This is a genomic window from Mesorhizobium sp. CCNWLY176, from assembly GCF_037153935.1.
Classification (GTDB): domain Bacteria; phylum Pseudomonadota; class Alphaproteobacteria; order Rhizobiales; family Rhizobiaceae; genus Mesorhizobium_M; species Mesorhizobium_M zhangyense.
Genome location: NZ_JBBBDZ010000007.1, coordinates 229,285 through 255,688 on the forward strand (window position 1 = coordinate 229,285; position 26,404 = coordinate 255,688).

26 protein-coding genes are annotated in these 26,404 nt (G+C 61.7%); 11 read left to right on the forward strand and 15 right to left on the reverse strand.

What is annotated here, in order from left to right; genetic code table 11:
• Positions 1 to 10: 10 nt before the first annotated feature.
• Positions 11 to 2,365 carry a xanthine dehydrogenase family protein molybdopterin-binding subunit gene (locus WBQ96_RS14305; protein ID WP_336550701.1) on the reverse strand — a complete coding sequence of 785 codons (2,355 nt, stop codon included), beginning with the start codon at positions 2,363 to 2,365 and terminating at the stop codon, positions 11 to 13.
• Positions 2,366 to 2,503: 138 nt separating this feature from the next.
• Entirely contained in the window at positions 2,504 to 3,001 is a 498-nt protein-coding gene (locus WBQ96_RS14310) for a (2Fe-2S)-binding protein (RefSeq protein WP_336550700.1), read from the reverse strand.
• Between the two features lie 316 nt (positions 3,002 to 3,317).
• Here WBQ96_RS14310 and WBQ96_RS14315 point away from each other — a divergent pair, with 316 nt between their 5' ends.
• Positions 3,318 to 4,433 carry an FIST N-terminal domain-containing protein gene (locus WBQ96_RS14315; RefSeq protein WP_336550699.1) on the forward strand — a complete coding sequence of 372 codons (1,116 nt, stop codon included), beginning with the start codon at positions 3,318 to 3,320 and terminating at the stop codon, positions 4,431 to 4,433.
• A gap of 11 nt (positions 4,434 to 4,444) precedes the next feature.
• Positions 4,445 to 5,785: an ATP-binding response regulator gene (locus WBQ96_RS14320; protein WP_336550698.1), complete on the forward strand. Its 1,341-nt coding sequence runs from the start codon at positions 4,445 to 4,447 to the stop codon at positions 5,783 to 5,785.
• A gap of 119 nt (positions 5,786 to 5,904) precedes the next feature.
• Here the strand turns inward: WBQ96_RS14320 and WBQ96_RS14325 are convergent, their stop codons facing one another.
• On the reverse strand, positions 5,905 to 6,588 hold the full coding sequence (locus WBQ96_RS14325) for a response regulator (RefSeq protein ID WP_091912441.1): 684 nt from the start codon (positions 6,586 to 6,588) through the stop codon (positions 5,905 to 5,907).
• 224 nt (positions 6,589 to 6,812) lie between these two features.
• Between WBQ96_RS14325 and maiA the strand changes: the two genes are divergently transcribed.
• The gene (gene maiA, locus WBQ96_RS14330) at positions 6,813 to 7,463 is read left to right on the forward strand and encodes a maleylacetoacetate isomerase (protein WP_336550697.1); all 651 of its coding nucleotides are present in this window, start codon (positions 6,813 to 6,815) and stop codon (positions 7,461 to 7,463) included.
• 11 nt (positions 7,464 to 7,474) lie between these two features.
• Here the strand turns inward: maiA and WBQ96_RS14335 are convergent, their stop codons facing one another.
• The 4 genes from WBQ96_RS14335 to WBQ96_RS14350 all read right to left on the reverse strand — a co-directional run bounded on the left by WBQ96_RS14335 (position 7,475) and on the right by WBQ96_RS14350 (position 10,702).
• Positions 7,475 to 7,963 carry a MaoC family dehydratase gene (locus WBQ96_RS14335; protein ID WP_336550696.1) on the reverse strand — a complete coding sequence of 163 codons (489 nt, stop codon included), beginning with the start codon at positions 7,961 to 7,963 and terminating at the stop codon, positions 7,475 to 7,477.
• Between the two features lie 216 nt (positions 7,964 to 8,179).
• Entirely contained in the window at positions 8,180 to 8,611 is a 432-nt protein-coding gene (locus WBQ96_RS14340; RefSeq protein WP_336550695.1) for a phasin family protein, read from the reverse strand.
• A gap of 68 nt (positions 8,612 to 8,679) precedes the next feature.
• On the reverse strand, positions 8,680 to 9,957 hold the full coding sequence (locus WBQ96_RS14345; RefSeq protein ID WP_336550694.1) for a DUF445 domain-containing protein: 1,278 nt from the start codon (positions 9,955 to 9,957) through the stop codon (positions 8,680 to 8,682).
• A gap of 166 nt (positions 9,958 to 10,123) precedes the next feature.
• A complete protein-coding gene (locus WBQ96_RS14350; protein WP_336550693.1) occupies positions 10,124 to 10,702 on the reverse strand; it encodes a GNAT family N-acetyltransferase in 579 nt (192 codons plus the stop codon).
• 313 nt (positions 10,703 to 11,015) lie between these two features.
• On the opposite strand from WBQ96_RS14350, the gene rirA reads away from it, so the two are divergent.
• On the forward strand, positions 11,016 to 11,480 hold the full coding sequence (rirA, locus tag WBQ96_RS14355; RefSeq protein ID WP_336550692.1) for an iron-responsive transcriptional regulator RirA: 465 nt from the start codon (positions 11,016 to 11,018) through the stop codon (positions 11,478 to 11,480).
• A gap of 9 nt (positions 11,481 to 11,489) precedes the next feature.
• Here the strand turns inward: rirA and WBQ96_RS14360 are convergent, their stop codons facing one another.
• The 5 genes from WBQ96_RS14360 to hemP are packed head-to-tail and all read right to left on the reverse strand — an operon-like array spanning position 11,490 to position 15,608.
• Positions 11,490 to 12,281 (reverse strand): heme ABC transporter ATP-binding protein, encoded by a 792-nt coding sequence (locus tag WBQ96_RS14360; protein WP_336550691.1) that lies wholly within the window; start codon positions 12,279 to 12,281, stop codon positions 11,490 to 11,492.
• An 11-nt stretch (positions 12,282 to 12,292) separates the two neighbouring features.
• Complete coding sequence (locus tag WBQ96_RS14365; RefSeq protein WP_336550690.1) at positions 12,293 to 13,396, reverse strand: FecCD family ABC transporter permease; 1,104 nt, start codon at positions 13,394 to 13,396, stop codon at positions 12,293 to 12,295.
• Between the two features lie 11 nt (positions 13,397 to 13,407).
• On the reverse strand, positions 13,408 to 14,307 hold the full coding sequence (locus WBQ96_RS14370) for a heme/hemin ABC transporter substrate-binding protein (protein WP_336550689.1): 900 nt from the start codon (positions 14,305 to 14,307) through the stop codon (positions 13,408 to 13,410).
• A gap of 11 nt (positions 14,308 to 14,318) precedes the next feature.
• Positions 14,319 to 15,383, reverse strand: coding sequence for a hemin-degrading factor (locus tag WBQ96_RS14375; protein ID WP_336550688.1), 1,065 nt, complete (start codon positions 15,381 to 15,383; stop codon positions 14,319 to 14,321).
• A 15-nt stretch (positions 15,384 to 15,398) separates the two neighbouring features.
• Positions 15,399 to 15,608, reverse strand: coding sequence for a hemin uptake protein HemP (gene hemP / locus WBQ96_RS14380; protein WP_165113098.1), 210 nt, complete (start codon positions 15,606 to 15,608; stop codon positions 15,399 to 15,401).
• A gap of 236 nt (positions 15,609 to 15,844) precedes the next feature.
• On the opposite strand from hemP, the gene WBQ96_RS14385 reads away from it, so the two are divergent.
• The 5 genes from WBQ96_RS14385 to WBQ96_RS14405 all read left to right on the forward strand — a co-directional run bounded on the left by WBQ96_RS14385 (position 15,845) and on the right by WBQ96_RS14405 (position 19,473).
• Complete coding sequence (locus tag WBQ96_RS14385) at positions 15,845 to 17,896, forward strand: TonB-dependent receptor domain-containing protein (protein ID WP_336550687.1); 2,052 nt, start codon at positions 15,845 to 15,847, stop codon at positions 17,894 to 17,896.
• Between the two features lie 94 nt (positions 17,897 to 17,990).
• Positions 17,991 to 18,437 carry a hypothetical protein gene (locus tag WBQ96_RS14390; RefSeq protein WP_336550686.1) on the forward strand — a complete coding sequence of 149 codons (447 nt, stop codon included), beginning with the start codon at positions 17,991 to 17,993 and terminating at the stop codon, positions 18,435 to 18,437.
• A 61-nt stretch (positions 18,438 to 18,498) separates the two neighbouring features.
• Entirely contained in the window at positions 18,499 to 18,777 is a 279-nt protein-coding gene (locus WBQ96_RS14395; protein WP_165113092.1) for a hypothetical protein, read from the forward strand.
• Positions 18,778 to 18,788: 11 nt separating this feature from the next.
• Positions 18,789 to 19,103 carry an antibiotic biosynthesis monooxygenase family protein gene (locus WBQ96_RS14400; protein ID WP_091912399.1) on the forward strand — a complete coding sequence of 105 codons (315 nt, stop codon included), beginning with the start codon at positions 18,789 to 18,791 and terminating at the stop codon, positions 19,101 to 19,103.
• Position 19,104: 1 nt separating this feature from the next.
• Entirely contained in the window at positions 19,105 to 19,473 is a 369-nt protein-coding gene (locus WBQ96_RS14405) for a bleomycin resistance protein (RefSeq protein ID WP_336550685.1), read from the forward strand.
• Here WBQ96_RS14405 and putA read toward each other — a convergent pair whose 3' ends face one another.
• Positions 19,474 to 23,097, reverse strand: coding sequence for a bifunctional proline dehydrogenase/L-glutamate gamma-semialdehyde dehydrogenase PutA (putA, locus tag WBQ96_RS14410; protein WP_336550684.1), 3,624 nt, complete (start codon positions 23,095 to 23,097; stop codon positions 19,474 to 19,476).
• A 140-nt stretch (positions 23,098 to 23,237) separates the two neighbouring features.
• Between putA and WBQ96_RS14415 the strand changes: the two genes are divergently transcribed.
• Positions 23,238 to 23,690 carry an Lrp/AsnC family transcriptional regulator gene (locus WBQ96_RS14415; RefSeq protein WP_165113086.1) on the forward strand — a complete coding sequence of 151 codons (453 nt, stop codon included), beginning with the start codon at positions 23,238 to 23,240 and terminating at the stop codon, positions 23,688 to 23,690.
• Here WBQ96_RS14415 and WBQ96_RS14420 read toward each other — a convergent pair.
• Together WBQ96_RS14420 and WBQ96_RS14425 are read right to left on the reverse strand one after the other, a co-directional pair.
• A complete protein-coding gene (locus WBQ96_RS14420; protein ID WP_336550683.1) occupies positions 23,687 to 24,895 on the reverse strand; it encodes a cytochrome-c peroxidase in 1,209 nt (402 codons plus the stop codon). The genes WBQ96_RS14415 and WBQ96_RS14420 overlap by 4 nt on opposite strands.
• A gap of 2 nt (positions 24,896 to 24,897) precedes the next feature.
• Positions 24,898 to 25,335: a FixH family protein gene (locus WBQ96_RS14425; RefSeq protein ID WP_336550682.1), complete on the reverse strand. Its 438-nt coding sequence runs from the start codon at positions 25,333 to 25,335 to the stop codon at positions 24,898 to 24,900.
• Positions 25,336 to 25,486: 151 nt separating this feature from the next.
• On the opposite strand from WBQ96_RS14425, the gene WBQ96_RS14430 reads away from it, so the two are divergent.
• Positions 25,487 to 26,404, forward strand: a complete 918-nt coding sequence (locus tag WBQ96_RS14430) for a sugar kinase (RefSeq protein ID WP_336550681.1) — start codon at positions 25,487 to 25,489, stop codon at positions 26,402 to 26,404.

Consider the following 26,404-nt stretch of genomic DNA (forward strand, 5'->3'; position numbering starts at 1 on the left):
CCCCTGATCCTCAGTGCTTCGTTGCCGACCGCAGCGCTGCCCAGACCTTCTGGGGCGTTGCCGGCATGGTCAGTTCATTGGTGCCGATGGCATCGGTAATCGCGTTGATGACCGCCGGCGGCGAGCCGATGGCGCCGGCCTCGCCGCAGCCCTTGATGCCGAGCGGGTTGGACGGGCATGGCGTGTTCGAGGTCGAAACCTGGAACGAAGGCAGGTCTCCGGCGCGCGGCATGGTGTAGTCCATATAGCTCGCCGTCAGAAGCTGGCCGTTGCCGGGGTCATAGTGCGCGCCCTCCAGCAGCGCTTGCCCAACGCCCTGCGCAATGCCGCCATGCACCTGGCCTTCGACGATCATCGGATTGATGATGTTGCCGAAATCATCGGCGGCGACGAACTGGATGATCTCGGTCGTGCCGGTATCCGGATCGACCTCGACCTCGCAGATGTAGCAGCCGGCCGGGAAAGTAAAATTGGCCGGGTCGTAGAAGGCGGTTTCCTTGAGGCCGGGCTCCATGCCGCCGGGCAGATTGTGTGCGGTGTAGGCGGCAAGCGCCACCTGGAACCACGGCACGTTCTTGTCGGTGCCGGCAACTTTCAGCGAGCCGTTCTCGATGACGATGTCGCCCTCGTCCGCTTCCATCAGATGGGCAGCGATCTTCTTGGCCTTGGCCTCGACCTTGTCGAGCGCCTTCACGACGGCGCTCATGCCGACGGCGCCCGAACGCGAGCCATAGGTGCCCATGCCCATCTGCACCTTGTCGGTGTCGCCGTGGACGATCGACACGGAGTCGATCGGCACGCCGAAGCGCTGGGTGACGAGCTGGGCAAACGTCGTCTCATGCCCCTGCCCGTGGCTGTGCGAACCGGTGAGCACTTCGATGGTGCCAACTGCGTTGACGCGCACCTCAGCCGATTCCCAAAGGCCGACGCCGGCGCCGAGCGAGCCTACCGCCGCCGACGGCGCGATGCCGCAGGCCTCGATGTAGCAGCTCATGCCGATGCCGCGCAGCTTGCCCGCCTTCTTGGCCTTGGCGCGGCGCTTTTCGAAGCCGGCATAATCTGAGGCTTTCAGGGCCGCATCGAGCGAGGCACCGAAATCGCCGGCGTCGTAGCACATGATGACCGGCGTCTGATGCGGGAAGGAGGTGATGAAGTTCTTGCGGCGAAGCTCTGCCGGCGAGACGCCGAACTCGCGCGCCGCCGTCTCCATCATCCGCTCCATGACATAGGTGGCTTCCGGCCGCCCTGCCCCGCGATAGGCATCGACGGGCGCGGTGTTGGTGTAGATCGCCTTCACATTGGCGTGGATTGCCGGGATGTTGTACTGGCCCGACAGAAGCGTCGCGTAGAGATAGGTCGGCGTCGCCGAGGAGAACAGCGACATGTAGGCGCCGAGATTGGCCTTGGTCTCGACCTTCAGGCCAAGAATCTTGTGATCCTTGTCGAAGGCCATTTCGGCATGGGTGGCGTGGTCGCGGCCATGCGCGTCGGTGAGGAAGGCTTCCGTGCGGTCGCCGACCCATTTCACCGGCACACCGGTCTTCTTCGACGCCCACAGGCAAACGATCTCTTCCGGGTAGATGTAGATTTTGGAGCCGAAGCCACCGCCAACATCTGGCGCGATGACGCGCAGCTTGTTCTCAGGGGCGACATTGTAGAACGCGCTCATGACAAGGCGCGCGACGTGCGGGTTCTGCGACGTCGTCCAGCAGGTGTAGTGATCTTCCGCCTTGTCGTAATGGCCGAGTGCTGCGCGCGGCTCCATGGCGTTGGGAACGAGGCGGTTGTTGATGATGTCGAGCTTCACGACATGCGCCGCCTTGCCAAAGGCAGCATTCGTGGCTTCGGCATCGCCCAGATCCCAGTCGAAGATCAGATTGTCGTCGGCTTCCGGATGGATCTGCGGCGCGCCTTTCTTCACGGCGTCCACCGCGCTGGTGACGGCCTTGCGTTCCTTGAAGGTGATCTCGACCGCTTCGGCCGCATCGCGTGCCTGCGCCTTGGTGTCGGCCACGACAATGACGATCGCATCGCCGACATAGCGGACGCGATCGACCGCCAGCGGCGACCAGGCGCCCATCTTCATCGGCGTGCCGTCCTTGGAATGGATCATCCAGCCGCAGATGAGATTGCCGATGCCGTCGGCCTTGAGTTCCTTGCCGGTCAACACGCCGACGACGCCCGGCATAGCCTGCGCTGCTTTGACGTCGATCTTCTTGATGTCGGCATGTGCGTAAGGACTGCGCACGAATGCCGCATGCTTCATTCCCGGAACCACCATGTCGTCGACATAGCGCCCCGCGCCTGTAATGAACCGTCTGTCTTCCTTGCGCGCAACCCGTGCGCCGACGCCTTCAATGCCCATGAACGTTCTCCTCCAGAACTTTTTAGGGGAGTAGGGGAATAAGGCAGTAAGGAAGTAGGGAAGAAATTATAGGGTTTGGGCGTTTCGGATTTCGCGTTCTCAATCCCTACTGCCCTACTCCCTTATTCCCCTACTCCCTCAAGCTGCCTTTTTCGCCTTGCCCTTGCTTTTCGACATCGTCTTTGACGCCGCCAGAATGGCTTTCACGATGTTGTGATAGCCGGTGCAGCGGCAGATGTTGCCTTCGAGCTCCGCGCGCACCGTCGCCTCGTCGAGGCCCTCCGGATGGCGATTGATCATATCCGTCGCCGACATGATCATGCCCGGCGTGCAGAAGCCGCATTGCAGCCCGTGATGTTCCTTGAACGCCGCCTGCACCGGATGCAGGTCGGCGCCATTCGCCAGGCCTTCGATGGTGACCACCGTCGAGCCTGATGCCTGAGCGGCCAGCATTGTGCAGGATTTGACAGCCTTGCCGTCGACATGGACGACGCAGGCGCCGCATTGCGACGTGTCGCAACCGACATGCGTGCCGGTGAGCCCGACATGCTCGCGCAGGAACTGGACCAGCAGCGTGCGGTCCTCGACCACGCCGCCGACGCGCCGGCCGTTCACAACCAACGATACTTCCGACATGAAACCTCCCTCGGTGCCGTTCCCGTCACAGCCGAAGGCCGGACGGTCTGAATTCTGTCGCCGCGAACGCGCAGCAAAATGCATTTATTATTCCCGACGATGCGAGAATGCAGGCGGCCCAGATGCCCGTATATTGTACTTTCGGACACGAGTTCTGCACGCAGGCATTGCCAAACTAACGCCTGGGGGCAAGAATGCACAAGACGCGTGTGCCTTCGACATAAGATGAGGACGTCGAAGGTGGGTTTTGGGAGGAACTGCGCTGGTCTGTTCACGGACAAGCTACGCCTGCGGCCTGTCGGCCTTGACTTCCGACATGGCCGACGCCGATGAATTTGCCCGGGCGGTCGCCGAAGAAGCGGCCGCTATCGATGCCGGCTTTGCACTTCTCTTCTTTTCGCAGCAGGTGATGGATGCCGAATCGCTTTCCGCTGCCTTGAAGGTTCACGCGCCGGGCCTGAGCTACGCCGGTTGCTCCACTGCCGGGGAGATAACGCCTGCAGGGCTCGAAGACGGTCACGTCCTGGCAATGCTGTTTCCGCAGCGCTCCTTCACCGCCGTCAGCACAATGATCGGGAACCTTTCTTCCTCCGGCATGGATGATATCGCCGGCGAAGTCGAAGCCTTGAGGCGTACGCTCTATTCCCGCACCGGGTCGACCTATTCGGCCAATGTCTTCGCGCTTTGCCTGATCGATGGCCTCTCCTACACGGAGGAGGCCGTAACCTCGGCGATCCACTGGGGGCTCGACGACATTCCCCTGATCGGCGGCTCCGCCGGCGACGACCTGAAATTCCAGACGACCGCGCTGATCTCGAACGGCCATGTCGACAGCGACTGCGCCGTCATCATCCTGATGTCGACCGAAATCCCGTTCCACGTCTTCAAGACGGAAAACTTCGTGCCGACCGAAGACAAGCTCGTCGTCACCTCTTCCGATCCTGAGCGGCGTATCGTCTATGAATTCAATGCCGGTGTGGCAGCCGAGGAATTCGCAGCCGCCGTCGGCATCGTGCACGGTGCCATGACGCCGCTGAGCTTTGCCTCGCATCCGGTCGTGGTGCGTGTCGGCGGCGAATATTACTGCCGGTCGATCCAGAAGATGAATTCCGACGGCTCGCTATCCTTCTTCTGCGCCATCGACGACGGCATCGTGCTGTCCATCGCCAAGCCGACCGGCATGGTCGAATCGACCCGCACCGCGCTGAAGAACGTCAGCGAACGGCTCGGCGGCATCGACATGATTCTCGGCTTCGACTGTGTCTTGAGACGGCTCGACGCTCGCAACCGCCAGGTGTTCCGCGACATTTCGGAACTCTACCGCGCCAACAATGTTATCGGCTTCGGCACGTATGGCGAGCAGTATCGCTCCATGCATCTCAACCAGACCTTCATCGGCATCGCCTTCGGCCAGCGACAGGCGGCGGAATAAGAGCCAGGGAAATGTCCGTGCGCCAGATCGATGACATCGAGAAGCTGAAGAAAATCAATCAGGCGCTGATCTCCCGCGTCGAGCGCTCTATGGACCAGCAGGGCAACGCCTTTTCGCTGTTCCAGACCGCGATAAACCTGGAAAACCGGGTACGCAGCCGCACGGAAGAACTGCGCGCCACGATGCGCCGGCTCGAAGTGTCCAACATCGATCTCGTCGCCGCCAAGGAGAATGCCGAGCGCGCCAACCTTTCCAAGACGCGCTTTCTCGCCGCCGCCAGCCACGACATTCTTCAACCGCTCAATGCGGCACATCTGTCGGTGTCGGCGCTGGCCGAGGTGCAGGCCGGCGAAGAAGGCCGCAAGCTGGTTCGGCAAGTCGAGCGCTCGCTGGAGACTATGGAGGATCTGCTCCACACCCTGCTCGACATTTCCAAGCTGGATGCTGGCGTTGTCGAACCGGAGATCAGCGATGTGTCGCTTGATCAATTGTTCTCGTCGCTGAAATCCGATTTCCAGCCGCTGGCCGCACAGAAGGGCTTAAGGCTCAAGTTCCATGCCGGAAACGCAGTGGTGCGTTCCGACCGAACGCTGCTGCGCCGCATCCTGCAGAACATCGTTTCCAACGCCATACGCTACACCCGCAAGGGCGGCGTTCTGGTCGGCATCCGGCACCGCGGCGACAGGATAAGGATCGCAATCGTCGACACCGGCTGCGGCATTCCCGAAGACCAGCACGAGGCCGTGTTCGAGGAATTCCACCGCGGTACGGGTTCCGCCGACGCCGATCTTTCCGGCGGCGGGCTTGGCCTCGGCCTGTCGATCGTGCGCCGCATGACCAGCGCGCTCGGCCATCCCATCGCCTTTTCCTCGATCGTCGGACGCGGAACGGTTTTCCATCTCGACGTGCCTGTCGTTGCCGGCACCTTTACCGATCCCATGGCATTGCTTGGCGAGCCCGAACGGCCACGCGGTTACGGCCTGTTCGGAACCAAAGTGTTGCTGATCGAGAACGACATCGAGGTTCTGGAGGCGATGACCGTACTGCTTGAGCGTTGGCAGTGCACGGTCAAGACTGCGACCTCGACCGCGCTGGCAATGCAGGCGCTGGGCGATACGGACTGGATTCCCGATATCATCATTGCCGACCAGCATCTCGACGGCGGAGATCTCGGCAGCGCAACCATCGCCGAAATTCGCGACTATCTCGGACGCGGGGTGCCCGCGCTGATCGTCACCGGAGACAGCTCCGACGCCGTAGTACGCCTGGCGCGCGAAGCCGGCGTGGAACTCATGCGCAAACCGCTGAAGCCGGCGCAACTCAGGGCGCTGCTGGCGCATTTGTTGGCTTAGGGGAGTAGGGGAATAAGGCAGTAGGGCAGTAAGGCAGTAGGGAATTAAGTTCCGCGCGAGGCTCTGGAAACCCAATCCCCTACTGCCTTACTGCCCTACTGCCTTATTCCCCTACTCCCCTAGAAACCCGATTGCTCCCGAAACAGCTCCGCATTGTCGAGCTTCGAAACCTCGATCACCGCCTGGGTGCGGCTGTAGACGTTGAGCTTGCGCAGGATTTCCGAGACATGCGCTTTCACGGTCGTCTCGCCGACCTGAAGCTCGAAGGCGATCTGCTTGTTGAGAAGGCCCTGCCGCAGCATCTGCAGCACACGCAACTGCTGTGGTGTCAGCTTGGCGAGCCGGCGCACCATTTCGGCACGGTCGGCACTTTCGGCGTCAGGTGCCTGGCCCTCATAGTTTTCCGGCACATGGATCGCACCTTCCATCACCGAGCGGATGGCGTTGGCGAGATCTGTCTTGCGCACGGATTTCGGGATGAAGCCGGCGGCACCGTAAGACAGTGCCTCGGATATGATCTTCGGCTCCTCGTGACCGGAAACCACGACCACCGGCAGGCGCGGGTAGCGCGTACGCAGTTGCAGCAGCCCGTCGAAACCGTGAACGTCGGGCATAGAGAGGTCCAGCAGCGCCAGATCGAAAGGCTTGGGCCCGGCCAGATGTTCCAGCGCTTCGGTGATGGAGCGCGCCTCCACCGTATCGACATCCGGATAGGCCATGCGCACCGCGCTGTGCAGCGCCTCGCGAAACAGGGGGTGATCGTCGATTATCAGGAACCGGGCAGTTTCGTTGGCAGAGCTCATGGCCAACTCTCCGTCATGCAAGTGCGGACGTCGAGGGATGCCGTGGTCCGGCCAGACCAGCCAAAGAAGACATTTTTTCTAATTCCCTGATTCATTCCGCATCATTCAAGAGTAGCCGAGCGCAGCGCAAGCGATTATTGGCAAATAGTACATCGGCCGCTTTTCGACACGCGACGCATTCGCCGTGCGAAAACGACCCGCAAGATGCACTGGGAGGAACGTTGGTGAGCGAAATCATCCTGCATAATTATTTCCGTTCCTCCACCTCCTACCGGGTGCGCATCGCACTGGAGATGAAGGGGCTGGACTACACTTATGTGCCCCATCACCTGCGCTTCGGCGAACATCTCGAACCGTCCTATCTCGCCGTAAATCCGCAGGGGTTCGTCCCTGCCCTGATCTGGAACGACGGCACGCTTCTGGTGCAATCGCTGGCGATCATCGAATTCCTGGATGAAACAGTGCCGCAGCCGCCCCTGTTGCCGGCCGATGCGCTCGGCCGCGCCCGCGTGCGCATGCTCTCCCAGATGATCGCCTGCGACATCCACCCGATAAACAATCTGCGGGTGCTGACCTCGTTGCGCACGCTCTATGGCGCCGGCGACGACGATGTCGCCAACTGGTTCCGGCACTGGGTCAACGAAACCTTCCAACCGCTTGAAAAGATTCTCACTGAGAGCAAGGATACCGGCACGTTTTGTCACGGCGACCGGCCCGGCCTCGCCGACATCTGCCTTGTCGCGCAGGTCGTCAACAACGCCCGCTACAATGTCGATATGGAGCCCTACCCCGTGATTTCGCGGATCGCGGCGGCCTGCATGGAGCTGCCGGCCTTCATCAAGGCCGCACCGAAGAACCAGCCGGACGCCGAATAGGGTACCCGGGCTTAGCAGACAACCTTCTTCTGCCGACGCTCATAAAGCATGATCAGCGTGTCGGCGATCAGTGCGGGCCGCTCGTCGCCCTCGATCTCGATGACGTTGCTCGCCTTCATCAGGTATTGGCCCGGCCCACGATCCTCAAGCGATATCAAGGTCGAGCGCAGCCGAACGCGCGTGCCTGCCCGGACCGGGGCGACGAACCGGACCCTGTCGAGCCCGTAGTTGAATGCGGCTTGCGTATTTTCGGGGATTGCGCCGATCTCCTGGCCGAGCGAGCCGATGATCGACAGCGTCAGGAAGCCGTGCGCGATCGTCGCGCGGAAAGGACTTTCGCGCCTTGCCCGCTCCGCATCGACATGGATCCACTGATGGTCGCCGGTGCAGTCGGCAAATTGGTCGATCCGGGTCTGGTCGACGGTGGTCCATTGCGAGACGCCGAGTTCCTGCCCGACGGCTTCCTTGAGCGTGGCGAATGTCAAAGCCGGTTTCGACATCGGTTTCTCCGTTTTCCGACGCTTACGCGCGCAGGTTTTCGGCACAAACAGGTACGCTCACTGGATCAGACGCTCCCCGCAAACGGACCACTTCTGCCCGGAACTAGCAGTTTATGACGCTCTGCAAAAGACCTTCGTGACAGACTTTGGCAATCAGCCGAACAGATGATGGCCGTTCGAACGCACCTGCCCCAGGCCAACTATGCGCCGAAACAACTACTTCCGCTGGTCGTATCCCTCCCGGATTTCCGCCATTGCCTCACGGATGCGATTGCGCAGGATATCCAGCGACTCCGTACCGGATTTGCGCATGATTTCGGCGGATTCGCTGGCGTTCTTGACCGTGGTCTCGAAGGAACGGCGCACAAAATCAGCCTGTTTCGACATCATCTCCTGCGGGTTGCCCGGCGTGCGGAAACCCTGCGCCATCTCCGTGATCTCGCGCACCGTGTCCTGCATGATCTCGCGCTGCCGCGACATGAGGCTTGATGCGCCCGATGCACCGGCCGAGGCGGATTTCTGCAGGGCTTCCAGGTTCTTGCGGTGATGGGCGAGAATGGAGTCGACATGGAAGCGCGGCAGCTTCAGCTCCTCGCCAAGCCGCTTGAACATGTCCATGAAGGTATCGGTCTCGGGTGTCTTGGCCATCATTTCCTCCCTTTCGCGCGCCGGTGTCGAACGCGGTCAAGGAGAAGATAGGCCGATGACCGCGCGGGTCAATTCACGAGAAAGACGAGCTCGATCACGTAAAGCGCCAGCCCCGCCATGCCGCCGATGAGCATGCCGTTGAAGCGGATATATTGCAGGTCGCGCCCGATGTTCATTTCGATGAGGCGCGTGAGTTGGCCGAGATCCCAGCGCTTCACCTGCTCGGCGATGAAGCTCGAGACACCGCTTTTCTGGCTTTCGACGAAGGAGGCCAGCGCCACGACAAAACCCTGGTTCATGTCGGCGCGGATTTTTTCGTCGCCGGCAAGCTGGCGGCCGACCTCGACGAACATGCCAGCGAGATGGCTGCGGATCATCGAGTTTTCGGCGCGCGCATCCTGTTCGATCAGGTTGCGCAGGCTTTCCCACATGTCGCCGGCCAAAGCCTTGAGCTCGGGCCGGGCGAGAAAATCACGCTTCAGCTTTTCGGCGCGTTTCGCATATGTCTTGGAATTGCGCAGGTCGGTGATGAATTTTTCGACGAAACGGTCGAACTCCTGCCGCATCGGATGATCCTGATCGGCCCGCACCTCTTCCAGCAGCGAACCAGCGGAAGCGACGATCTTCTTGAGCAGATAGGCGTCGGCGCGGAACAGATTGAACAGCGAAGGCAGTTCCTCGCGGATCTTTTCGCGCATCGTGGCAAGCGCTTCCTCGTCGGAAAGGAATTTGCCGACGACCTTGGTGAACTGCTCGAACAGTTTCTGGTGACGGCGATCATCGGTGAATGCAGATAGAAGTTCGGCGGCCAGAGGTGCAAGCGGCACCTTTTCCACCTGCTCCAGCATGCGGTCCGAAACAAAACTGCGCAGGCCGGACTGATCGATGGCCGCGAGTGTCTGTGGCACAAGGCGGGCGACAAAACGGGACAGCCCTTCGGCGCGCTGCCGGTCGGACAGCCAGTCGGCGACGAGAGCGGAGAAATCCACCTCGCCAAGCTTTTCGCGCACCGGACCCGGCGCCAGGAAATTGACCTCGATGAAGCGACCAAGATTGTCGGCGATACGCTCCTGATTGGACGGAATGATCGCCGTATGCGGGATCGGCAGGCCCAGCGGCCGCTTGAACAGTGCCACCACCGCATACCAGTCGGCCAGGCCGCCGATGGTGGCGGCCTCGGCGAAAGCCGCTACAAAGCCGAGCCACGGAAAACGCGGCTGCAACAGCTTCGCCGTGGCGAAGACGGCAACGCAGAGGCACAAAGCGCCGGTGGCGACGAACTTGGTACGGCGCAAGGCCGTGAGTTTTTCCGCGTTTTCCGGGCTGATTGCCGATGCCTGATTCATATATTCATCCGGTTCTCGAAAGGGCCGCACACTATCATCCATGAACGGTCCCGCCATTCGGTTCGCCAGACATATGGGGCTTTACCTAATGGAAGACATGAAAAAGGCCCGCTTGCGCGGGCCTTTGCTACAGGCAGGATCAAGGGCGAACGCGGGACAGACGCCCTCACCTGCCGGCAAGCATCTTGGGAACATCGCGCAGCGGCGACAGGCCGAACGGTTTGGGAGCGACGAGATCGAGCGCGGCAAAGGAACGCTGGCCGAGGTCGATAACGCCTACGGTCTCGCCGTCCTCGAAGGAAAGCGCTGCGTTGAACTTGCGCGCCAAGGCCTTCATCGCGACATTCTGCGGATGGGTCGTCACCAGAAGTTTGGTGTAGCCCAGCCCGCGCGCATTGGCGATCAGGCGCTCGAACAGGCGCCCGCCGATATGGCGGTGCTGAAGATGGCGCTCGACGCTGAAGGCGATCTCGCCGGTCGGCTCGGCAATTTCAGGCCGTTCGTGCAGTTCGGCCGCACCGAAGACCTTGTCGTCTTCGACATAGCCGATGACGGTAGTGCCTTGTGCGAAGCTGCGATCGGCATAGCTGGCGATGAAATCGTCGTCCGTCGCGCCATTGAAGCGGTCACGCCGGCTCACGGCATCGAGCCTGAGAAGATGTTCGCGGAAGCGCGGGAGGTCGGAAGGCCGGAGCTGCCTGATGATGCCGGTCAGCGGGAGATGATTGATCGTATTGTTCTGCATTGTCGTACTTCTCGTGGGTTCCTCCCCGAGTCTACGACTCTCGACAGCGGTTATATTGTGCACCGCACCATGAAATGCAATCCCTTTACGTAAAGGTCAGCATTGCAAAAATGGAATACCGGATGCAGCCACACCCATCAATGCCGAAAATATGACCAAAAAGAGAAGGTATTTTTCGCTTCTTGTCTGGAATTATTCTAGACTGTAGGCCATATTCAGGAATAAAAGCGATCCAACGACTCGAGAGATCGCGCCTGTCTTGGCTTGAGCCGTTCGGAAATCGGTTTCAGCCGGTGCTGCGAAGGAAACGACCATGCGGCTCACCCGCCAGACGAACTACGCCATGCGCATCCTCATGTATTGCGCTGCCAATGACGACCGGCTGAGCCGGATTCCCGAAATCGCCGCTGCCTATTCCGTGTCGGAACTATTCCTGTTCAAGATCCTGCAGCCGCTGGTCGAAAACGGCCTGGTGGAAACCGTGCGCGGCCGCAATGGTGGCGTCCGGCTCGGTCGCGCTGCCGACAAGATCAATCTGTTCGACGTAGTGCGCGTGACGGAAGAGAATTTCGCCATGGCCGAATGCTTCGAGAACGATGCGGCCGAATGCCCGCTGGTCGACAGCTGCGCGTTGAACTCGGCGCTGCGAGAAGCACTGAACGCCTTCTTCGAAGTGCTGGCAGGCTACACGATTGCCGACCTGGTCAAGGCACGGCCTAATGTGCGCAACCTGCTCGGCATCGATCTTCTGGTCGAGCGCCGCGCGCCTGCTGCTTAGCAGTCGAGCCTAAAGCCCCGCCGATTGCGGGAGCACGAACGGCACGTTGCCGGCAGGCAGCGCGCCAACCTTCAGCTTGCATTCGAACACCTTCGAGATCAGCTCGTCGCTGAGCACATCCTGCGGCGAGCCGGCGGCTGCCAGTCTGCCGCGATGCATGACGAAGATGCGGTCGGCAAACATCGCCGTCAGGTTGAGGTCGTGCAGGATCGCCACCACCCCGCCGCCGCGCCGGGCGAAATCGCGGGCGATGTTCATGATGATGAGCTGGTGCTTGATATCGAGGCTGGAAACCGGCTCGTCGAGGAACAGATAGCGCGGCTTGCCATCCAGCACCGGCGCCCAGACCTGGCAGAGCACGCGGGCAAGCTGGACCCGTTGCTGCTCGCCGCCGGAAAGCTCCTGATAGTAGCGCCCAGCGAAGCCGTCGAGATCGACGCGCGACAGCGCCCGCTCCGGCAGGCGGTCGTCCTCACCCGGCAGCGCGCCGGAACGTCCACCCAGAAGCCCGAGCTTGACGATTTCACGCACCGTGAACGGGAACGAAAGTGCCGTCGCCTGCGGCAGCACCGCGCGCATGGCAGCGGCCTCCCAGGATTTCAAACCAGAGAGGTTGCGATTGTTGAGGGCGATTTTGCCGCTGTAGGGCAACTCTCCCGTAAGAGCCTTCAGAAAAGTCGTCTTGCCCGAACCGTTCGGCCCGACGATCGCCGCCACCTCGCCCGGCCTCATATCGAAATCGACATTCGAGATGATGCGCTTGGCACCTATGGATACGGAGACGTCGCGGGCTTCGATCATGATCTTCGCCTCTAGAGATCCAGGAGGCCGCGCTTGCGCAGCAATATCCATAGGAAGAACGGCCCGCCGACGGACGCCGTGATGATGCCGATCGGCAGCTCCGCCGGCGCGACGATGGTGCGGCTGATGGCATCGGCAACGAGCAGCATGGACGCGCCCAGCAGTGCGGAAGCCGGCAGCAGATAGCGGTTGTCCGGCCCGATCAGCAGGCGCAGCAGATGCGGCACGACGATGCCGACGAAGCCGATGCCGCCGCTGACGGCAACCGAAGCGCCGGTGGCCGCAGCGACCGCGACGATCGCTACATTCTTGAAGCGTTGAACCGGAATGCCAAGATGGTTGGCAGTCGCCTCACCCAGCGCCAGCGCGTTGAGCGCGCGCGCCAGGAACGGCGAGACGATCAGCACAAGCACGATGATCGGCCCGGCCGCTGCAATCTTGGTCCAGGTCGCGCCCGCCAGTGAGCCGAGCCCCCAGAAGGTCAGATCACGAAGCTGCCGGTCGTCGGCGAGATAGACGAGGATGCCGGACAGCGCCCCCGTCAACGCGCCAAGTGCGATGCCTGCAAGCAGCATCGTGGCGATGGATGTCTGGCCGCGCCTGGTCGCAACGCGATAGAGCAGCAAGGTTGTCGCCAGGCCACCGAAGAAGGCGGCAAGCGGCAGCGTGTAGATGCCGAATATCGCCAGCACCGGCCCGAGCACCGTGCCGCCGAGCACGATGATGACGATCGCGCCAAGGCCGGCACCCGATGAGACACCGACGAGGCCGGGATCGGCCAGCGGATTGCGGAACAGGCCCTGCATGACCGTCCCGGACACAGCAAGGGCAGCCCCGATCAGCACGCCGAGAATGACGCGCGGCAGGCGGATGTCATAGACGATGATGCGGTCGCGCGCGGACAAGGCAGAACCGTCCGACAGCGACGGAAACAGCCAGTCGCGCACGACGGTGATGGCCGAAGCATCCGATGCGCCGGAGGCAAGGCTGAACAATACGGTCAGCGCAAGCAAGAGGCACAGAAGACCGATCGCAAACTTTGCGCGCGCCGAGCGGTCGCCCGCTGCGGCTCGTTTTTCAATGTTGCCGAACCTGTCGGCCAATGTATCCGCCACGGTCTTTCCGTTCAGTCCTTGATCGCGTCGCCATAAAGGGCGACGGCAAGATCACGAATGGCGCCAGCGGTGCGCGGGCCGAAGCCGAGCAGGTAGCTGCCATCCATCTGCACCAGTCTCTTGTTCTCGGCCGCCGGCGTAGACGCGATGCCCGGATGGGCAAAGAGATCGTCAGCGGCGGCCGAATGATCACCGCCGCGGTTCATCATCAAAATGATGTCCGGCTTGGCGGTCACCACCGCTTCCTCGGAAAGCTGCTTGTAACCCGGCACACCTTCGACGGCATTGACGCCGCCCGCCAGCTTGATGATGCCGTCTGCGGCATTGTCGCTGCCGGCAGCCAGTATCTTGCCGCCCTGCATGCTGAGGATGAACAGCACGCGTTTGCGCTCTTTCACATCGGCGGTGAGTTTTTCGGCCTCCTTGAGATCGGCATCGACAGAGGCTTCGAGAGCGTCGGCCTTGGCGTCGGCACCCAGCGCCTTGCCGACGACCCGGATTTTTTCCAGGATTCCAGTATGATCGAAAGTTTCAGGCACTTCGATGAAGGTGACGCTGGCTTTCCTCAGGACATCAACGGCTTCCTTCGGACCGCTGCCGGCAAGCGCCAGAATGCCGGATGGATTGACCGACAGCACGCCTTCGGGAGACAGCGCCCGCATATAGCCGACATCTGGCAGCGCTTTCGCCGCCTCGGGGTACGTGCCGGTCGAATCGCGGGCGATCAGCTTGCCCTCCTCGCCCAGCGCATAGACGATTTCCGTTATCGATCCACCGATGGAAACGAGCCGCGACGTGTCGGGAAATACGGCCTTGCCTTCTTCCGCGGATGCGACTGTCGCTGCGCCGATGACGGACGCAGCCACGAAAGCAGCACATGCGCCGCGGGCAATACGATTGAAGATGGTCATGGAACTGCCCCTCAGGCCGCCGTCGAAGCCGGAATGCGCGGCAGGTTCTCGGCAATGAAGCGCCAGTCCTCGCGCTCGCTCTGCCCTTCGTGCCGCTTGCCGAAGAACTGTATGATCATCTTCCCGTCGGCACCGTAGGCCTCGAGCGAGGTGACGTGACCGTCCTTGGTCGGCTTGCGCACCGCCCAGACCTCGGCAAGGTGGTCCATCCTGAGATGCATATGGAAGGTTTCATCGAGAATGTTGATCCACGGCCCCATCGGCTTGATGTTTTTCACCGGGCCGGAATGGATCTGGATGCAGCCGCGATTGCCGACAAAGCACATGATCGGCGTCTCGCCCTCGGCGGCATGATGCAGCATCGCGGCCAACGCATCGTTGTCGACCAGCCAGGCATAGTCCTGCCCCACCATCCGAACGGCCTGCTGGCGCGACAGTTTCAATGTGCGCAACATGCCGAAGAACTGATGCGTGTCGGTAAGCTTGCTCCAGCGATCGCGCAAATCGTCGATGCTGGTTGAAACCTCCGCCGAGGCAGCCTCGGTTTCTGTGTTATCTTCATAGCTAAGGTTCACCGTCTCGCTCTGATCGACGGAGGCGAGATCGGCCACGAGCTTCTGATAGGCATAGAGATTGGAGGTGCCGCGCAGATGCACCTTGTGCACCGCCTCGCCTTCCTTGTCGAAGAATTGCAGGCTGCGGCGGATTTCGCCGCCATCGCGCTTCTCAACGGCAAAACCATGCGCCCAGACATTCGGGAAGATGCGCAGGTCGATGTTTTCGCCGAGCACCATGGCATTGTGGTTGCCGGTTACGACCTTGTCGTAGATGCCGATTTTTTCATGGACGGCACTTTCATTGCGGGTCAGCGCCATCACCTCGCCGACGGACTCGAGGCCGGTCAGCAGGTCATTGACGCGGGGCTCCACGCGAACGACCCCCTCGCCGCAATGCGCCGCAACCAACTCGGCCTCGGAGATGCCGAGTTGGCTTGCGAGATCGCGTTCGCGCATTTTGGGATTGTCGGCTCTCGCCAGACGGATTGCTTGTGGCGCGGGTTTAACGCGAGCGTCCATGGAAAAGTCCTGAGCTTACTTGTTGAGGATGAGCTTGCCCTGGCGGGTGATCTTCAGCCGGTAGAGCGATCCGCCATGGTCGATGCCGATCTCGTGGTCACCGTTGAAGAGCGATGAACTCAAGACTGTGCGTGTCGGAAAATGCTGCGGTTCGGGACGCCGCGGCGCTTCGTTGAAAGGCCGCCGGTTGCGGTGGTGGAAGTCCTGGTGATTGTGGCTGTTCATGGTCGTCGGACCCTTTCGTTTTGGAACTTGGCCTCCCCTGTCGGACGACCTCTGTTCCGGCCTTGAAATCAATCTTGACTCAAAACATCATGTTCAATAGTCAGTGCAATACCGGAGTAAACTAGTCAAGATTTAAATCACTCCGGCATCAATGAAAAAATGCCAGCAAGCACCGAGCCAGCACGCATGAAACACATACCGGAGAGCTTTGGGACATGGGGCTGGTGGCACGAAATATGGCTGTTCTGCTTGGCGGAGCGGCAGTGACCGTATTGGTCGGAACAATCGGGGCAAGAGCCCAGGAAACGAACGAGGCCGAAAAGCAGGATCGCGTGACGCAGCTTGAGCGCGTTGTCATCACCAGCGGGCGAGCAGGTGCCGGAGACGGCACTGGCGAGCCGGAGGACGTCCCGGCGAGCGTCGGCAAAGTCGACAAGAAGACGCTCGAAAAGCTCGGGCGTGAAAACCTCGACGACGTTCTGCGCTCGGTGCCAGGGACGTTTACCCGCGAAAACCCGCAGCAGCCGGGCATTGCCGTCAACATTCGCGGCTTCGAAGGTTCGGGCCGCGTCAATTCGATGATCGACGGCGTGCGCCAGAGCTTCCGCTTCACCGGCCATGAGGCCGGCGGCTTCACCTATGTCGATCCCAACTTCCTGACAGAGATCGATGTCGAGCGCGGCGCTGTTTCAACGGCGGGCGGCGGCGGCTTGGCCGGCTCTGTCAATTTCCGCACCATCGGCGTCGAGGACATCGTGCGTGACGGCCAGGAATACGGCCTGCTCGGCCGCGCCTCCTGGGGCAGCAACGGCGTCGGCTTCTCCGAAATGCTGGCGGGCGGTGTGAAGCGGGATGCGGTCGGACTTGCAGCGGCAATCAGCAAGCGCGATTCCAACGACTTCAAGAACGGTGACGGTGAGACTGTGCCATATACCGGGCAGGATCTGGTGTCGGGCCTGTTGAAGGCCGATTTCGGCTTCGGCGAGGATCACCGCCTCTCGCTCGGCGGCATCTTCTACCAGAATGATTTCACCGCCAACTCCTACGAGCAGCAGGTCAAGAATCGCACGGCGACTGCCAATTATCGTTACGACCCGACAGGAAACGACCTGATCCATCTCAAGGTCAACGGCTACTACAACGACATCCAGATGGAATATCTAAAAAGTACATCGCCATTTGCGACCTCCGTAGGACGCAAGATCAATGACCGCGGTGTCGGGTTCGACGTGTCCAACACCTCGCTGATGGATTTCGGTGAGATCGCGGTGAAGTCCGAAAACGGCGTTGAATATTTTACGGACAAGGTCACCTCGATCAATGGCGGCGTGAACCCCGCCAATGCCCACAGCCGCACCGGTGCGGTGTTTTCGGAAAACACCTTCACCTACGGCATGTTCGAACTGGTCGGCGCGCTGCGTTACGACTTCTACAATCTGGACGGAACAGCCGATGCAGGGCCCCGTGCGGGTGGCGCCTATACCGTCGACCAGTCGAAGGGGGCGCTCAATCCGAAGGTAACGCTGGCGGTCAAACCACTCGACTGGTTTCAGCCCTATGTCACCTATTCGCAGTCGATGCGCGCACCAACCGTGCAGGAAACCATGGTCGGCGGCGATCATCCCGGCGGCACTTCGGCAAGCTTCCTGCCCAATCCAGACCTGAAGCCCGAATCGCAAAAGGGATGGGAAGTCGGCGTCAATGTGAAACGCGACGGCCTGTTCACTGCCGATGACAGCCTGCGGGTCAAGGCCAGCTACTACAACATGAAGGTCGAGGATTTCATCGCGGCCCGCTTCAATCCGCAGTTCTTCATGTTCGAATATGTGAATGTTCCGGGTGAAGCACGCCAGAGCGGCATCGAGCTTGCCGCTACCTATGATCTCGGCCTGGCTTTCGGTGGTATCGCCTACACGCACACCGACACCAAGCTGCCGAGCCAGCAGCCGGGCCTTGGGGCGCTGAGCTACCTGCCGGACGACATCGTCGCTCTGACACTCGGTGGGCGCTTCCTCAAGCAGAAGCTGGAGGTCGGCACACGGGTCAACTATGTCTCGAACGGGGTGACGAATGTCGGCAATGCCAATGATCCGACCTTCACGCCGATCAACGTGAAGACGCCGAGCTACACGACCGTCGACCTGTTCACGAACTACAAGGTCAACGAGAATGTGGATGTGGCTTTCAAGGTCACCAACCTGTTCGACAAGCAATACACACCGGCGCTGAGCACCATCGGCTCCGGCCAGGGCCGGACATTCCACGTGTCGACGCAGTTCCAGTTCTGACCTCCCGGAACGAGGCGACACTCCAGCGCTCACCGGCGAAGCCATTCGCCGGTGAGTTTTTTGAAACGACCAGACCAGCCAATTGGGGATATCCATGAACACCACCCTGACTTCAGCCCGTCTCATCGTCGCAGCCGCGGCGATTTCATGCCTGCCGATTGCCTCAGCGCATTCTCAGGAAACCGCGCCGGCGCCTGCCCTGACCCTCGAACTGAACGGCGCCCAGCCCTCCGACAAGGGCTGCCGGCTGACCTTCGTGGTCAATAACGCGCTCGGCTCCGAACTCTCCAGGGCGGCCTTCGAGATCGCGCTGTTCAATGAAAGCGGCGTCGTTGACCGCCTGACAGTCCTCGATTTCAAGGAACTGCCGGTAGGCAAGACCAAGGTGACCCGCTTCGATCTCACTGGGGCCGATTGCGGCAAGATCAGCCGGGTGCTGATCAATCACGCGACGGAGTGCGCCGGCGAAGGCGTCGAGCCCGCCGCCTGCATGCGCCAGCTCAAGACAGAAACGAAAACCGGAATAGCCTTCGGCGTGTGACGGCTCTTCCCGCTGCCGGGCTCTATGGCCGCATGCCGAACTTCAATGAGGAAAGACCTTCATGCTGCCATTGACCGGACTTCACAGCCTCGCCACCTCACGCGGCGACGGCCTTAGACCTGAATTGCTCGCGCTTCTGCGCGGGCGCGAAAATGTGACCGCACAGAATTCAAATGTCGTGGATATTGGCCACCATCAGGACACGGGATCGGTTCAGGCAGGTCCGAACCCGGTCACGAAACTTGGCTCCGAGACGCCGGATGGGGTAATCAGGTTTCCGACCACCGACGAAGCGCGCAATGCGCCAAGAGAACATGCGCCTTCCCGGCGCAACATCTGAAAGAGACGAAAATGTATATCGCAATGAACCGCTTCAAGGTGCAGGCAGGCTCGGAAGAGGCTTTCGAGAATGTCTGGAAAGGCCGGGATTCGAAGCTTTCGGAAATGACCGGGTTCAAGGAGTTTCATCTCCTGCGCGGGTCTTTGAACGAGGCTGAAGGCTATACCCTGTTTGCCTCGCACACGGTCTGGGCAAGCTACGAGGATTTTGTCGCCTGGACGAAGTCGGAAAACTTCCGCGCCGCCCACAAGAACGCCGGTGCGACCAAACCCGCCTATATCGGCCATCCTCAGTTCGAGGGATTCTCGGTCGTCGAAGGCGCCTGAAATGGCCGAAGCCATCGATTTCGCACGGACGATCCCGGTCCTGCCCTCGCCCGACATCAGGGCGAGCCGGGATTTCTATCGCGACCGGCTTGGCTTCGAGGTCATCCAGCCGGAAATGGAAGACTATCTGATCGTCCGGCGCGGCGAGATGGAAATTCATTTCTGGTATACCGCCGACCGCGCGCTGCCTGAGGTTTCGTCCTGCTACATTCGCGGCGGCGAGGTGCCGGCGTTGCATGCCGAGTTTTCACGCCGCGGCGTGGAGAAACTGAGCCCGTTCACTGTCAGGCCGTGGAACATGAAGGAATTCTACGTCCACGACCCGCACGGCAACCTGCTGCGTTTTGGTTGCGCGCCGGAAGAAGTGTAATCACGCTCCCGCCAACAAGCTCGCATTGCCGCCGGCAGCAGTCGTGTCGACGCATACGGCGCGCTCATGCGCGTAGGCTGCGGGATAAAGCACTTCGCTGATCAAGGGCACGATCGGCCCTTTCCGCGCCGCCAGCGCCTGCCGGATTTCCCGCGCCCGCTCCGGCGAACCGGAAAAGGCGACGACATCGACGCCGAGTGACTTCAACGAAGCCGCAGACGCCACGCCGTCGATTGCCATGATCGGCAAGCCCTTGCCGGTAAGCGCATTGACGGCCACCGAAGCACCGGGCGCGACCGCCAGCACGGCATTACCGGCGGCAAGCGCCTGGATGACCTGTGCAAGAAGTGTTTCGCCGTCCGGGCCAAGACACAGGACACGGCCGCGCGGGTTCAGCGCCAGCGTGTTGGCCTCGCCCGTCGGTCCAGGCAGATCGATCTGCCCGTAGTCGATGGCCGCAGCTGCCGCGATGCCGGCCGAACCCTTGCCGCGCAGGTGCTTCCGCAGAACCATGATGCGGTCGGCAGCAACATTCCAGCCGCCCAGCGTTGCATCGGGAAACTGCTCGGCAAGATCGGCGGCTGAAAGCAGCTTGCCTTCGGCCTCGACGGCAGAGGCACCTTCCGCTTTGCGGAAACGGCGCAGATAATGCGGCCCGCCAGCCTTGGGTCCAGTGCCAGAAAGCCCCTCGCCGCCGAAAGGCTGGGAGCCGACGACTGCGCCGATCTGGTTGCGGTTGACATAGATATTGCCGGCATGAATGCGATCGACAAGATGCTGCACGCGCCCTTCGATGCGTGTGTGCAGGCCGAAGGTCAGGCCGTAACCCTTTGCATTGATGGCGGAAATGACCTTGTCGAGATCGTCGGCTTCGAATGTCGCAACATGCAGCACCGGCCCGAAAATCTCGCGCTCCATCTCCTCGATGCCTTTTACGCGGAAGACGTGTGGCGCAACGAAACGGCCACTTGCCGGCGCATCGAGCTTGGCGATCAGGCGGCCTTTGCCTTCCATCTTGCCGCAATAATCGCGGATGGAATTCTGCGCCTCCTCATCGATGACCGGCCCGACATCGGTCGAGATCGACCACGGATCGCCGACGCTCAGCGCCTTCATCGCGCCTTCCAGCATTTCCAGCATCTTCTTCTCGACGTCCTTCTGGACATAGAGAATGCGCAGCGCCGAACAACGCTGGCCCGCACTCTGGAAAGCGGAGGCGACGATGTCGCGCACTGCCTGCTCGGGCAAAGCGGTGGAATCGACGATCATCGCATTCATGCCGCCGGTTTCGGCAAGCAGCATGGCGTCGGGTGCCGCCGTCTCGGCCAGTTGCTTCTCGATCAGCTTGGCGACCTCGGTCGAGCCGGTGAAGCAGACGCCGGCAATGCGCGGATCGGCAGTCAGCGGCGCACCGACCGACGGGCCGTCGCCCGGCAGAAGCTGGATGACATCTTCGGGAATGCCGGCCTTGCGCAGCAGTTCAACCGCGCGCGCAGCGATCAGCGGCGTCTGCTCGGCCGGCTTGGCAACCACGCTGTTGCCAGTGACCAGCGCTGCCGCAATCTGGCCGGTGAAGATCGCCAGCGGGAAATTCCATGGCGAGATGCAGGCGATGACGCCGCGCGCGACCGTGCCCGCCTCGGCCTTTTCGGCCTCGGCAGCGTAATAGCGCAGGAAGTCGACTGCCTCGCGCACTTCCGCCACGCCATCGGCGAGCGACTTGCCGGCCTCGCGCGTCGCCAGCGCGAAGAACTCGACGGCATTGGTCTCGTAGAGATCGGCGGCACGGCGCAGGATCGCTGCCCGCTCGCCAACCGGGCGCTTTGCCCAGGCCGGCTGCACTTCCACCGCGATGCGCACGGCCGTTGACACCTGCTTGGCAGCAGCTTCGTGCACCGTGCCGACAATATCGCCCGGCTTGGCCGGATTGACGAGCTTGCGCTGGCTGCCATAGCCGGCAGCGCGCGTGACAGGCTTTGCCGCCCAGCGCTCAGGCGTGGCGAAGTCCAGCCTGGCCTTGTCGATAGCCGCCAGCGTCACCGGGTCGGTGATATCAAACCCCTTGGCGTTGAGCCGCCCTGCTCCGAAAATCTCGGAGGGCCGCGCAATGGCCGGGTTCGCCGCCAGACCCTGCGTTTCAACAGCCTCGATCGGATCGCGCGCGATGTCTTCGGGCTTCACGTCCTCGTCGGTCAATTGATGCACGAAGGAGGAATTGGCGCCGTTTTCGAGCAGGCGGCGGACGAGATAGGCGAGCAGATCGGAATGTGCACCGACGGGCGCATAGATGCGGCAGCGGCTGCCCTCGGTCTTGCGCACAGTCTCGTGCAGGGATTCGCCCATGCCGTGCAGACGCTGGAACTCGAAGCAATCGCGGTCGGGCGCCATCGCCAGGATCGCCGCAACCGTATGCGCATTGTGGGTGGCGAATTGCGGGTAGATGCGGTCAGTCATCGACAGCAGCTTCTTGGCGCAGCCGATGTAGGAAACGTCGGTATTGACCTTGCGCGTGAACACCGGATAGCCATCGAGGCCGAGTGTCTGCGCGCGCTTGATCTCGGTGTCCCAGTAAGCGCCCTTGACCAGCCGCACCATGATGCGGCGGTCGAGCCGCTTGGCCAGCGCATGGAGCCAGTCGATGACGAAGGCGCAGCGCGGGCCATAGGCCTGTACGACCACGCCGAAACCATCCCAATCTTCCAGTTCCGGATCGGCCAGAACGCGCTCGATGACATCGAGGGACAGGTCGAGCCGGTCGGCCTCTTCAGCGTCGATGTTGAGCCCCATGCGGGCGTGACGCGCCGCGACCGCCAGCGACAGCAGGCGCTTGGCCATCACCGGCAGCATGGTCTCCTTCTGCGCCACTTCGTAGCGTGGATGGAGCGCCGACAGCTTCACCGAAATGCCCGGATTGGTGCGGATATCCGGGCTGTTCGAGCCGCTGTTGAGCGACGAGATCGCGTCGGCATAGGCGCGATGATAGCGCAGCGCATCGGCCTCGGTGCGAGCCGCCTCGCCCAGCATGTCGTAGGAATAGAGATAGCCCTTGGCGGTCATCGAGCGGCCGCGCTTGACGGCCTCGGCGATGGTGCGGCCAAGCACGAACTGCTCGCCCATTTCGCGCATGGCCGCTGCCACAGCCTTGCGGATGACCGGCTCGCCAAGCCGGCGCACCATGTTGTGCAGCGTGCCGGCAATGCCGTCCTCGCCCTCGTCCAGCACCCGGCCGGTCAGCATCAGCGCCCATGTCGAGGCGTTGACGAAGATCGAGCTCGACCCGCCCGAATGTGCCGACCAGTCATGCGGGGCGATCTTGTCCTGGATCAGGTCGTCCATGGTCTGCGTGTCGGGCACGCGCAGCAGCGCTTCGGCCAGGCACATCAGCGCCACGCCTTCCTTGGTGGAGAGGCCGTAGGCGGACAGAAACACTTCCATCAGCCGCGGATCGGTGGAGCCGCGCACCGCCTTGACCAGTTGCACCGCCCGCGCCGTGATCGCCTTGCGCTCGGTCTTGCTCAGCCTCGCCGTCTCGACAAGCCGGGCCAGAGCCTCGTCTTCGTCGGGCAGATAGTTGGCGCGTATCTGGGTACGAATGGTGTCGAGCAATGGAGCGGTCATGGACATCCTGCTGGCGCTGAAACGGTTTGGAGACGGCTTCGAGATCTATCATAACCCCGTTTTTCAATCGGTCCAAAATATTGCGCTAGAAAGCCTAAATAGACTATAGATTAGTCAGTTTCCTACATCTCTGGACTTCATTTCGAATGTCAAAAGACCAACTGGACCGCATCGACCGCAACATCCTGGCAGCACTTTCGCGCGACGGCCGGCTTTCCATGGCCGAACTTGCCGCGCAGGTCGGCCTCTCGAAAACGCCGGTGCAGGCACGCGTGCGGCGGCTGGAGCAGGACGGCTTCATCCGCGGCTATTCGGCGGTGATCGACCGCGAACGCATGGGCGAAGGCCATGTCGCCTTCGTGCAGGTGAAATTGTCGGACACGCGCTCTGCAGCACTCGATGCCTTCAACCGTTCGGTGCAAGCCGTGCGCGAGATCGAGCAATGCCACATGATGGCGGCAAGTTTCGACTACCTGCTGAAAGTCCGCACCACCGACATCGCCGCCTATCGCCGCGTGCTGGGCGAGCGCATTTCGGCCTTGCCCCACGTCGCGCAGACATCGACCTTCGTGGCCATGGAGACGGTGAAGGATCGTTAGTCGGAGATCGTCTTCAGGAAAGCGATCAACGCCGCCCGCTCGCGCTCCGAGATCGACAGCGGCACGACTTCCGATTTTCCGCTCGGGCTTGCCGGCGCGCGGACATAGTGGTCGATGACATCCTCGAGCCGCTTGATCTGGCCGGCATGCATATAAGGCGGCCTCCCTCCGGCACCCCGCAGCGATGGCGTCTTGTAGGCGCGCGTGAGTTGCGGGCCGGAGGTCACCATGAAGCGAAGCTCGCCGCAGGCTTCCGGGCCGGCATCGCTGTAGGCGCCGAGGCAGTTGAACGGGTCGTCCTGAACCTGCTTCACCGCCGTCTCGCGACCCAGATCTTCCGGCAGGCCGGCGACGGCGGGAATGCCGGTATTGTGGAAATGGTCGTCGGTGAAGCGCGGGCCGTTATGACACTCGATGCAGTTCGCCTTGCCGGTGAAAAGCCGCAAGCCATAGATTTCTTCGTCGGAAAGTGCCGCATCGCTTTCGGGCGTCTTCCTGGCGGCAATGGCATCGGCAAAGCGGTCGAAGCGCGTTTTTTCATGAACGATCGTGCGCTCGAAAGCGGCTATCGCCTTGCCGAGATTGGAGAATACGCGGTTGACCGCCTGCCGCTGGTCCTCGCTCATTTCAGCCCAGGCAGCCTTTTCGGCATCGTTGCCGAGAGGCCCGGCATTTGCCGGCAAGGCGGAAAGATCGGGCAACGGTCCGAAAATCCGCTCGTAGCGGTCGGCGAGATGAGCCTTGATGAAATGCGCATGGAAGGTGCGGTTGCCGCCGTGCTCGCGGGGCTCCTCCAGCGGCGTCAGCGCCTGCGCCCACAGGCTGTCGCGTCGGCCATCCCAAAACAGGAACGGGCTGCGCGCCACATCGGCCAGCGGCATTGTGCGGCGATCGGTGGTGCCGATGGCCTTGGCCAGCGGCAGGTCGTCCTGGAACTGCCGGTCGAGCTGATGGCAGGTGGCGCATGACACCACGCCATCGATGCTCATCCGCTGTTCGAAGAACAACGTCGCCCCGAAGGCGGCGGCGGCCGGCAGATCGGCATATTTGTTGGTCGGATCAGGCGGTAGCGGCGGCAGTGCCGAAAGCGACAGGGAGGCAACCGTCTTCTTCTCCGCCTCGGTCAACTCCGGCGGCTTGCACGCTGTCAGCAACCCAGCCGCGACAATCACGGCGATGGAAACTGACGAAAGGAGACGGCGCATGGCTAGAGCACCAGATTGAACACCACGTGATCATCACCTTGCGGCGCAGCAATGGCGAATTTCAGCTCCCACCAGCCGCCCATGTTGAATTTCACGCCTTCAATGCGGTAGCGGCCCTCACCAAGCTCGCCGGTCATTTGCGGCGCCGTCGGCAGGCCGTGACCATGCTGCGGCATGCCGCCATCGACCGCGATCTTCGCACCGTCGACGGCCTTCCCGTCCGGCGTTTTCAACGCAACGATCCAGTTGTGAAGCTCGCCCTGCTTCACCTCCCCCGCCTCCGGGTCAATCGAGACGGCATAAATACCCTTTTCGCTCGGTTTGGAGCGTGCAAGGTCGAGTTCGGACGGCGGCGGCTCCATGTGCATCTTGGAGAAAGCGATGGCAGCGATGGCCGCAATGCCGATGATCGCGACGAGATAACGCCAGTTGGAAATCATTTTCGCACTCCTCGCCGAATCCCGTTTGCGCAAGCGGCACGTTAGTCTGTGAAGACAGTAACGAAAAGCAGCCAAATATCCTTCCATATCAGGGAAGTAGCCAGTACACCCTCGACACGCTAAAACGTCGGAGCGGCGAGAGGAGATAGGGATGACAAACGGCATTGCAGCGATCGGCGAATGCATGATCGAACTGTCGGGGCAAAGCTCGCAGGTCTGGCGCATGGGTTTCGCCGGCGACACGTTCAACACGCTGTGGGCGATGCGCGCCTTGAGCCCGGGCCATCACGTCGACTTCGTCTCGGCCTTCGGCGACGACCCCTTCTCGACCGACCAGATCGCCTTCTTTCGCGAGCACGATATCGGCATCGCTTCGAGCCCGGTCATTCCCGGCGCCCGCCCCGGCCTCTATGCGATCAAGCTGACGGGGGCGGAGCGATCCTTCACCTATTGGCGGGGTGACGCCGCCGCGCGCCAGCTCGCCAGCAATGCCGCCGCATTGGCAAAAAGCCTTGAAAATCGGTCACTTGCGTACTTTTCCGGAATCACTTTGGCAATTCTGGAGCCCGCAGCCAGGCGCACGCTGCTGCAGGCCATCGCGACGGCGCGGGCGCATGGCTGCCATATCGCCTTCGATCCAAACTATCGCGCACGCCTCTGGCCGGACGTTGCCACCGCTCGCGAAGCGATCGGCGAAGCGCTGAAAGTGACGGATATCGCCCTGCCGACCTTTCCCGACGAGCAGGAACTTTACGGGGATGCTTCGCCCGAAGTCACTATCGCGCGGCTAGAGAAGGCCGGCGTCGCGGAGATCGTCGTCAAGAACGGCGAGCACGACGCCCTCATCTCGCATTACGAGAACACCGTCTCGGTCCCAGCGGTCTCCGTCCTGCCGGTCGACACGACCGGTGCGGGCGACAGCTTCAACGGCGCCTACCTGTCGGCCCGCCTGCTCGGCATTGCGCCGACAGACGCCGTGAAGCGCGCCCATCGCGTGGCTGGAGCGGTCGTGCAGGTGCGCGGCGCGCTGGCGCCCTTCGATATTTTGAAACTGGCATTCGATCGGTAA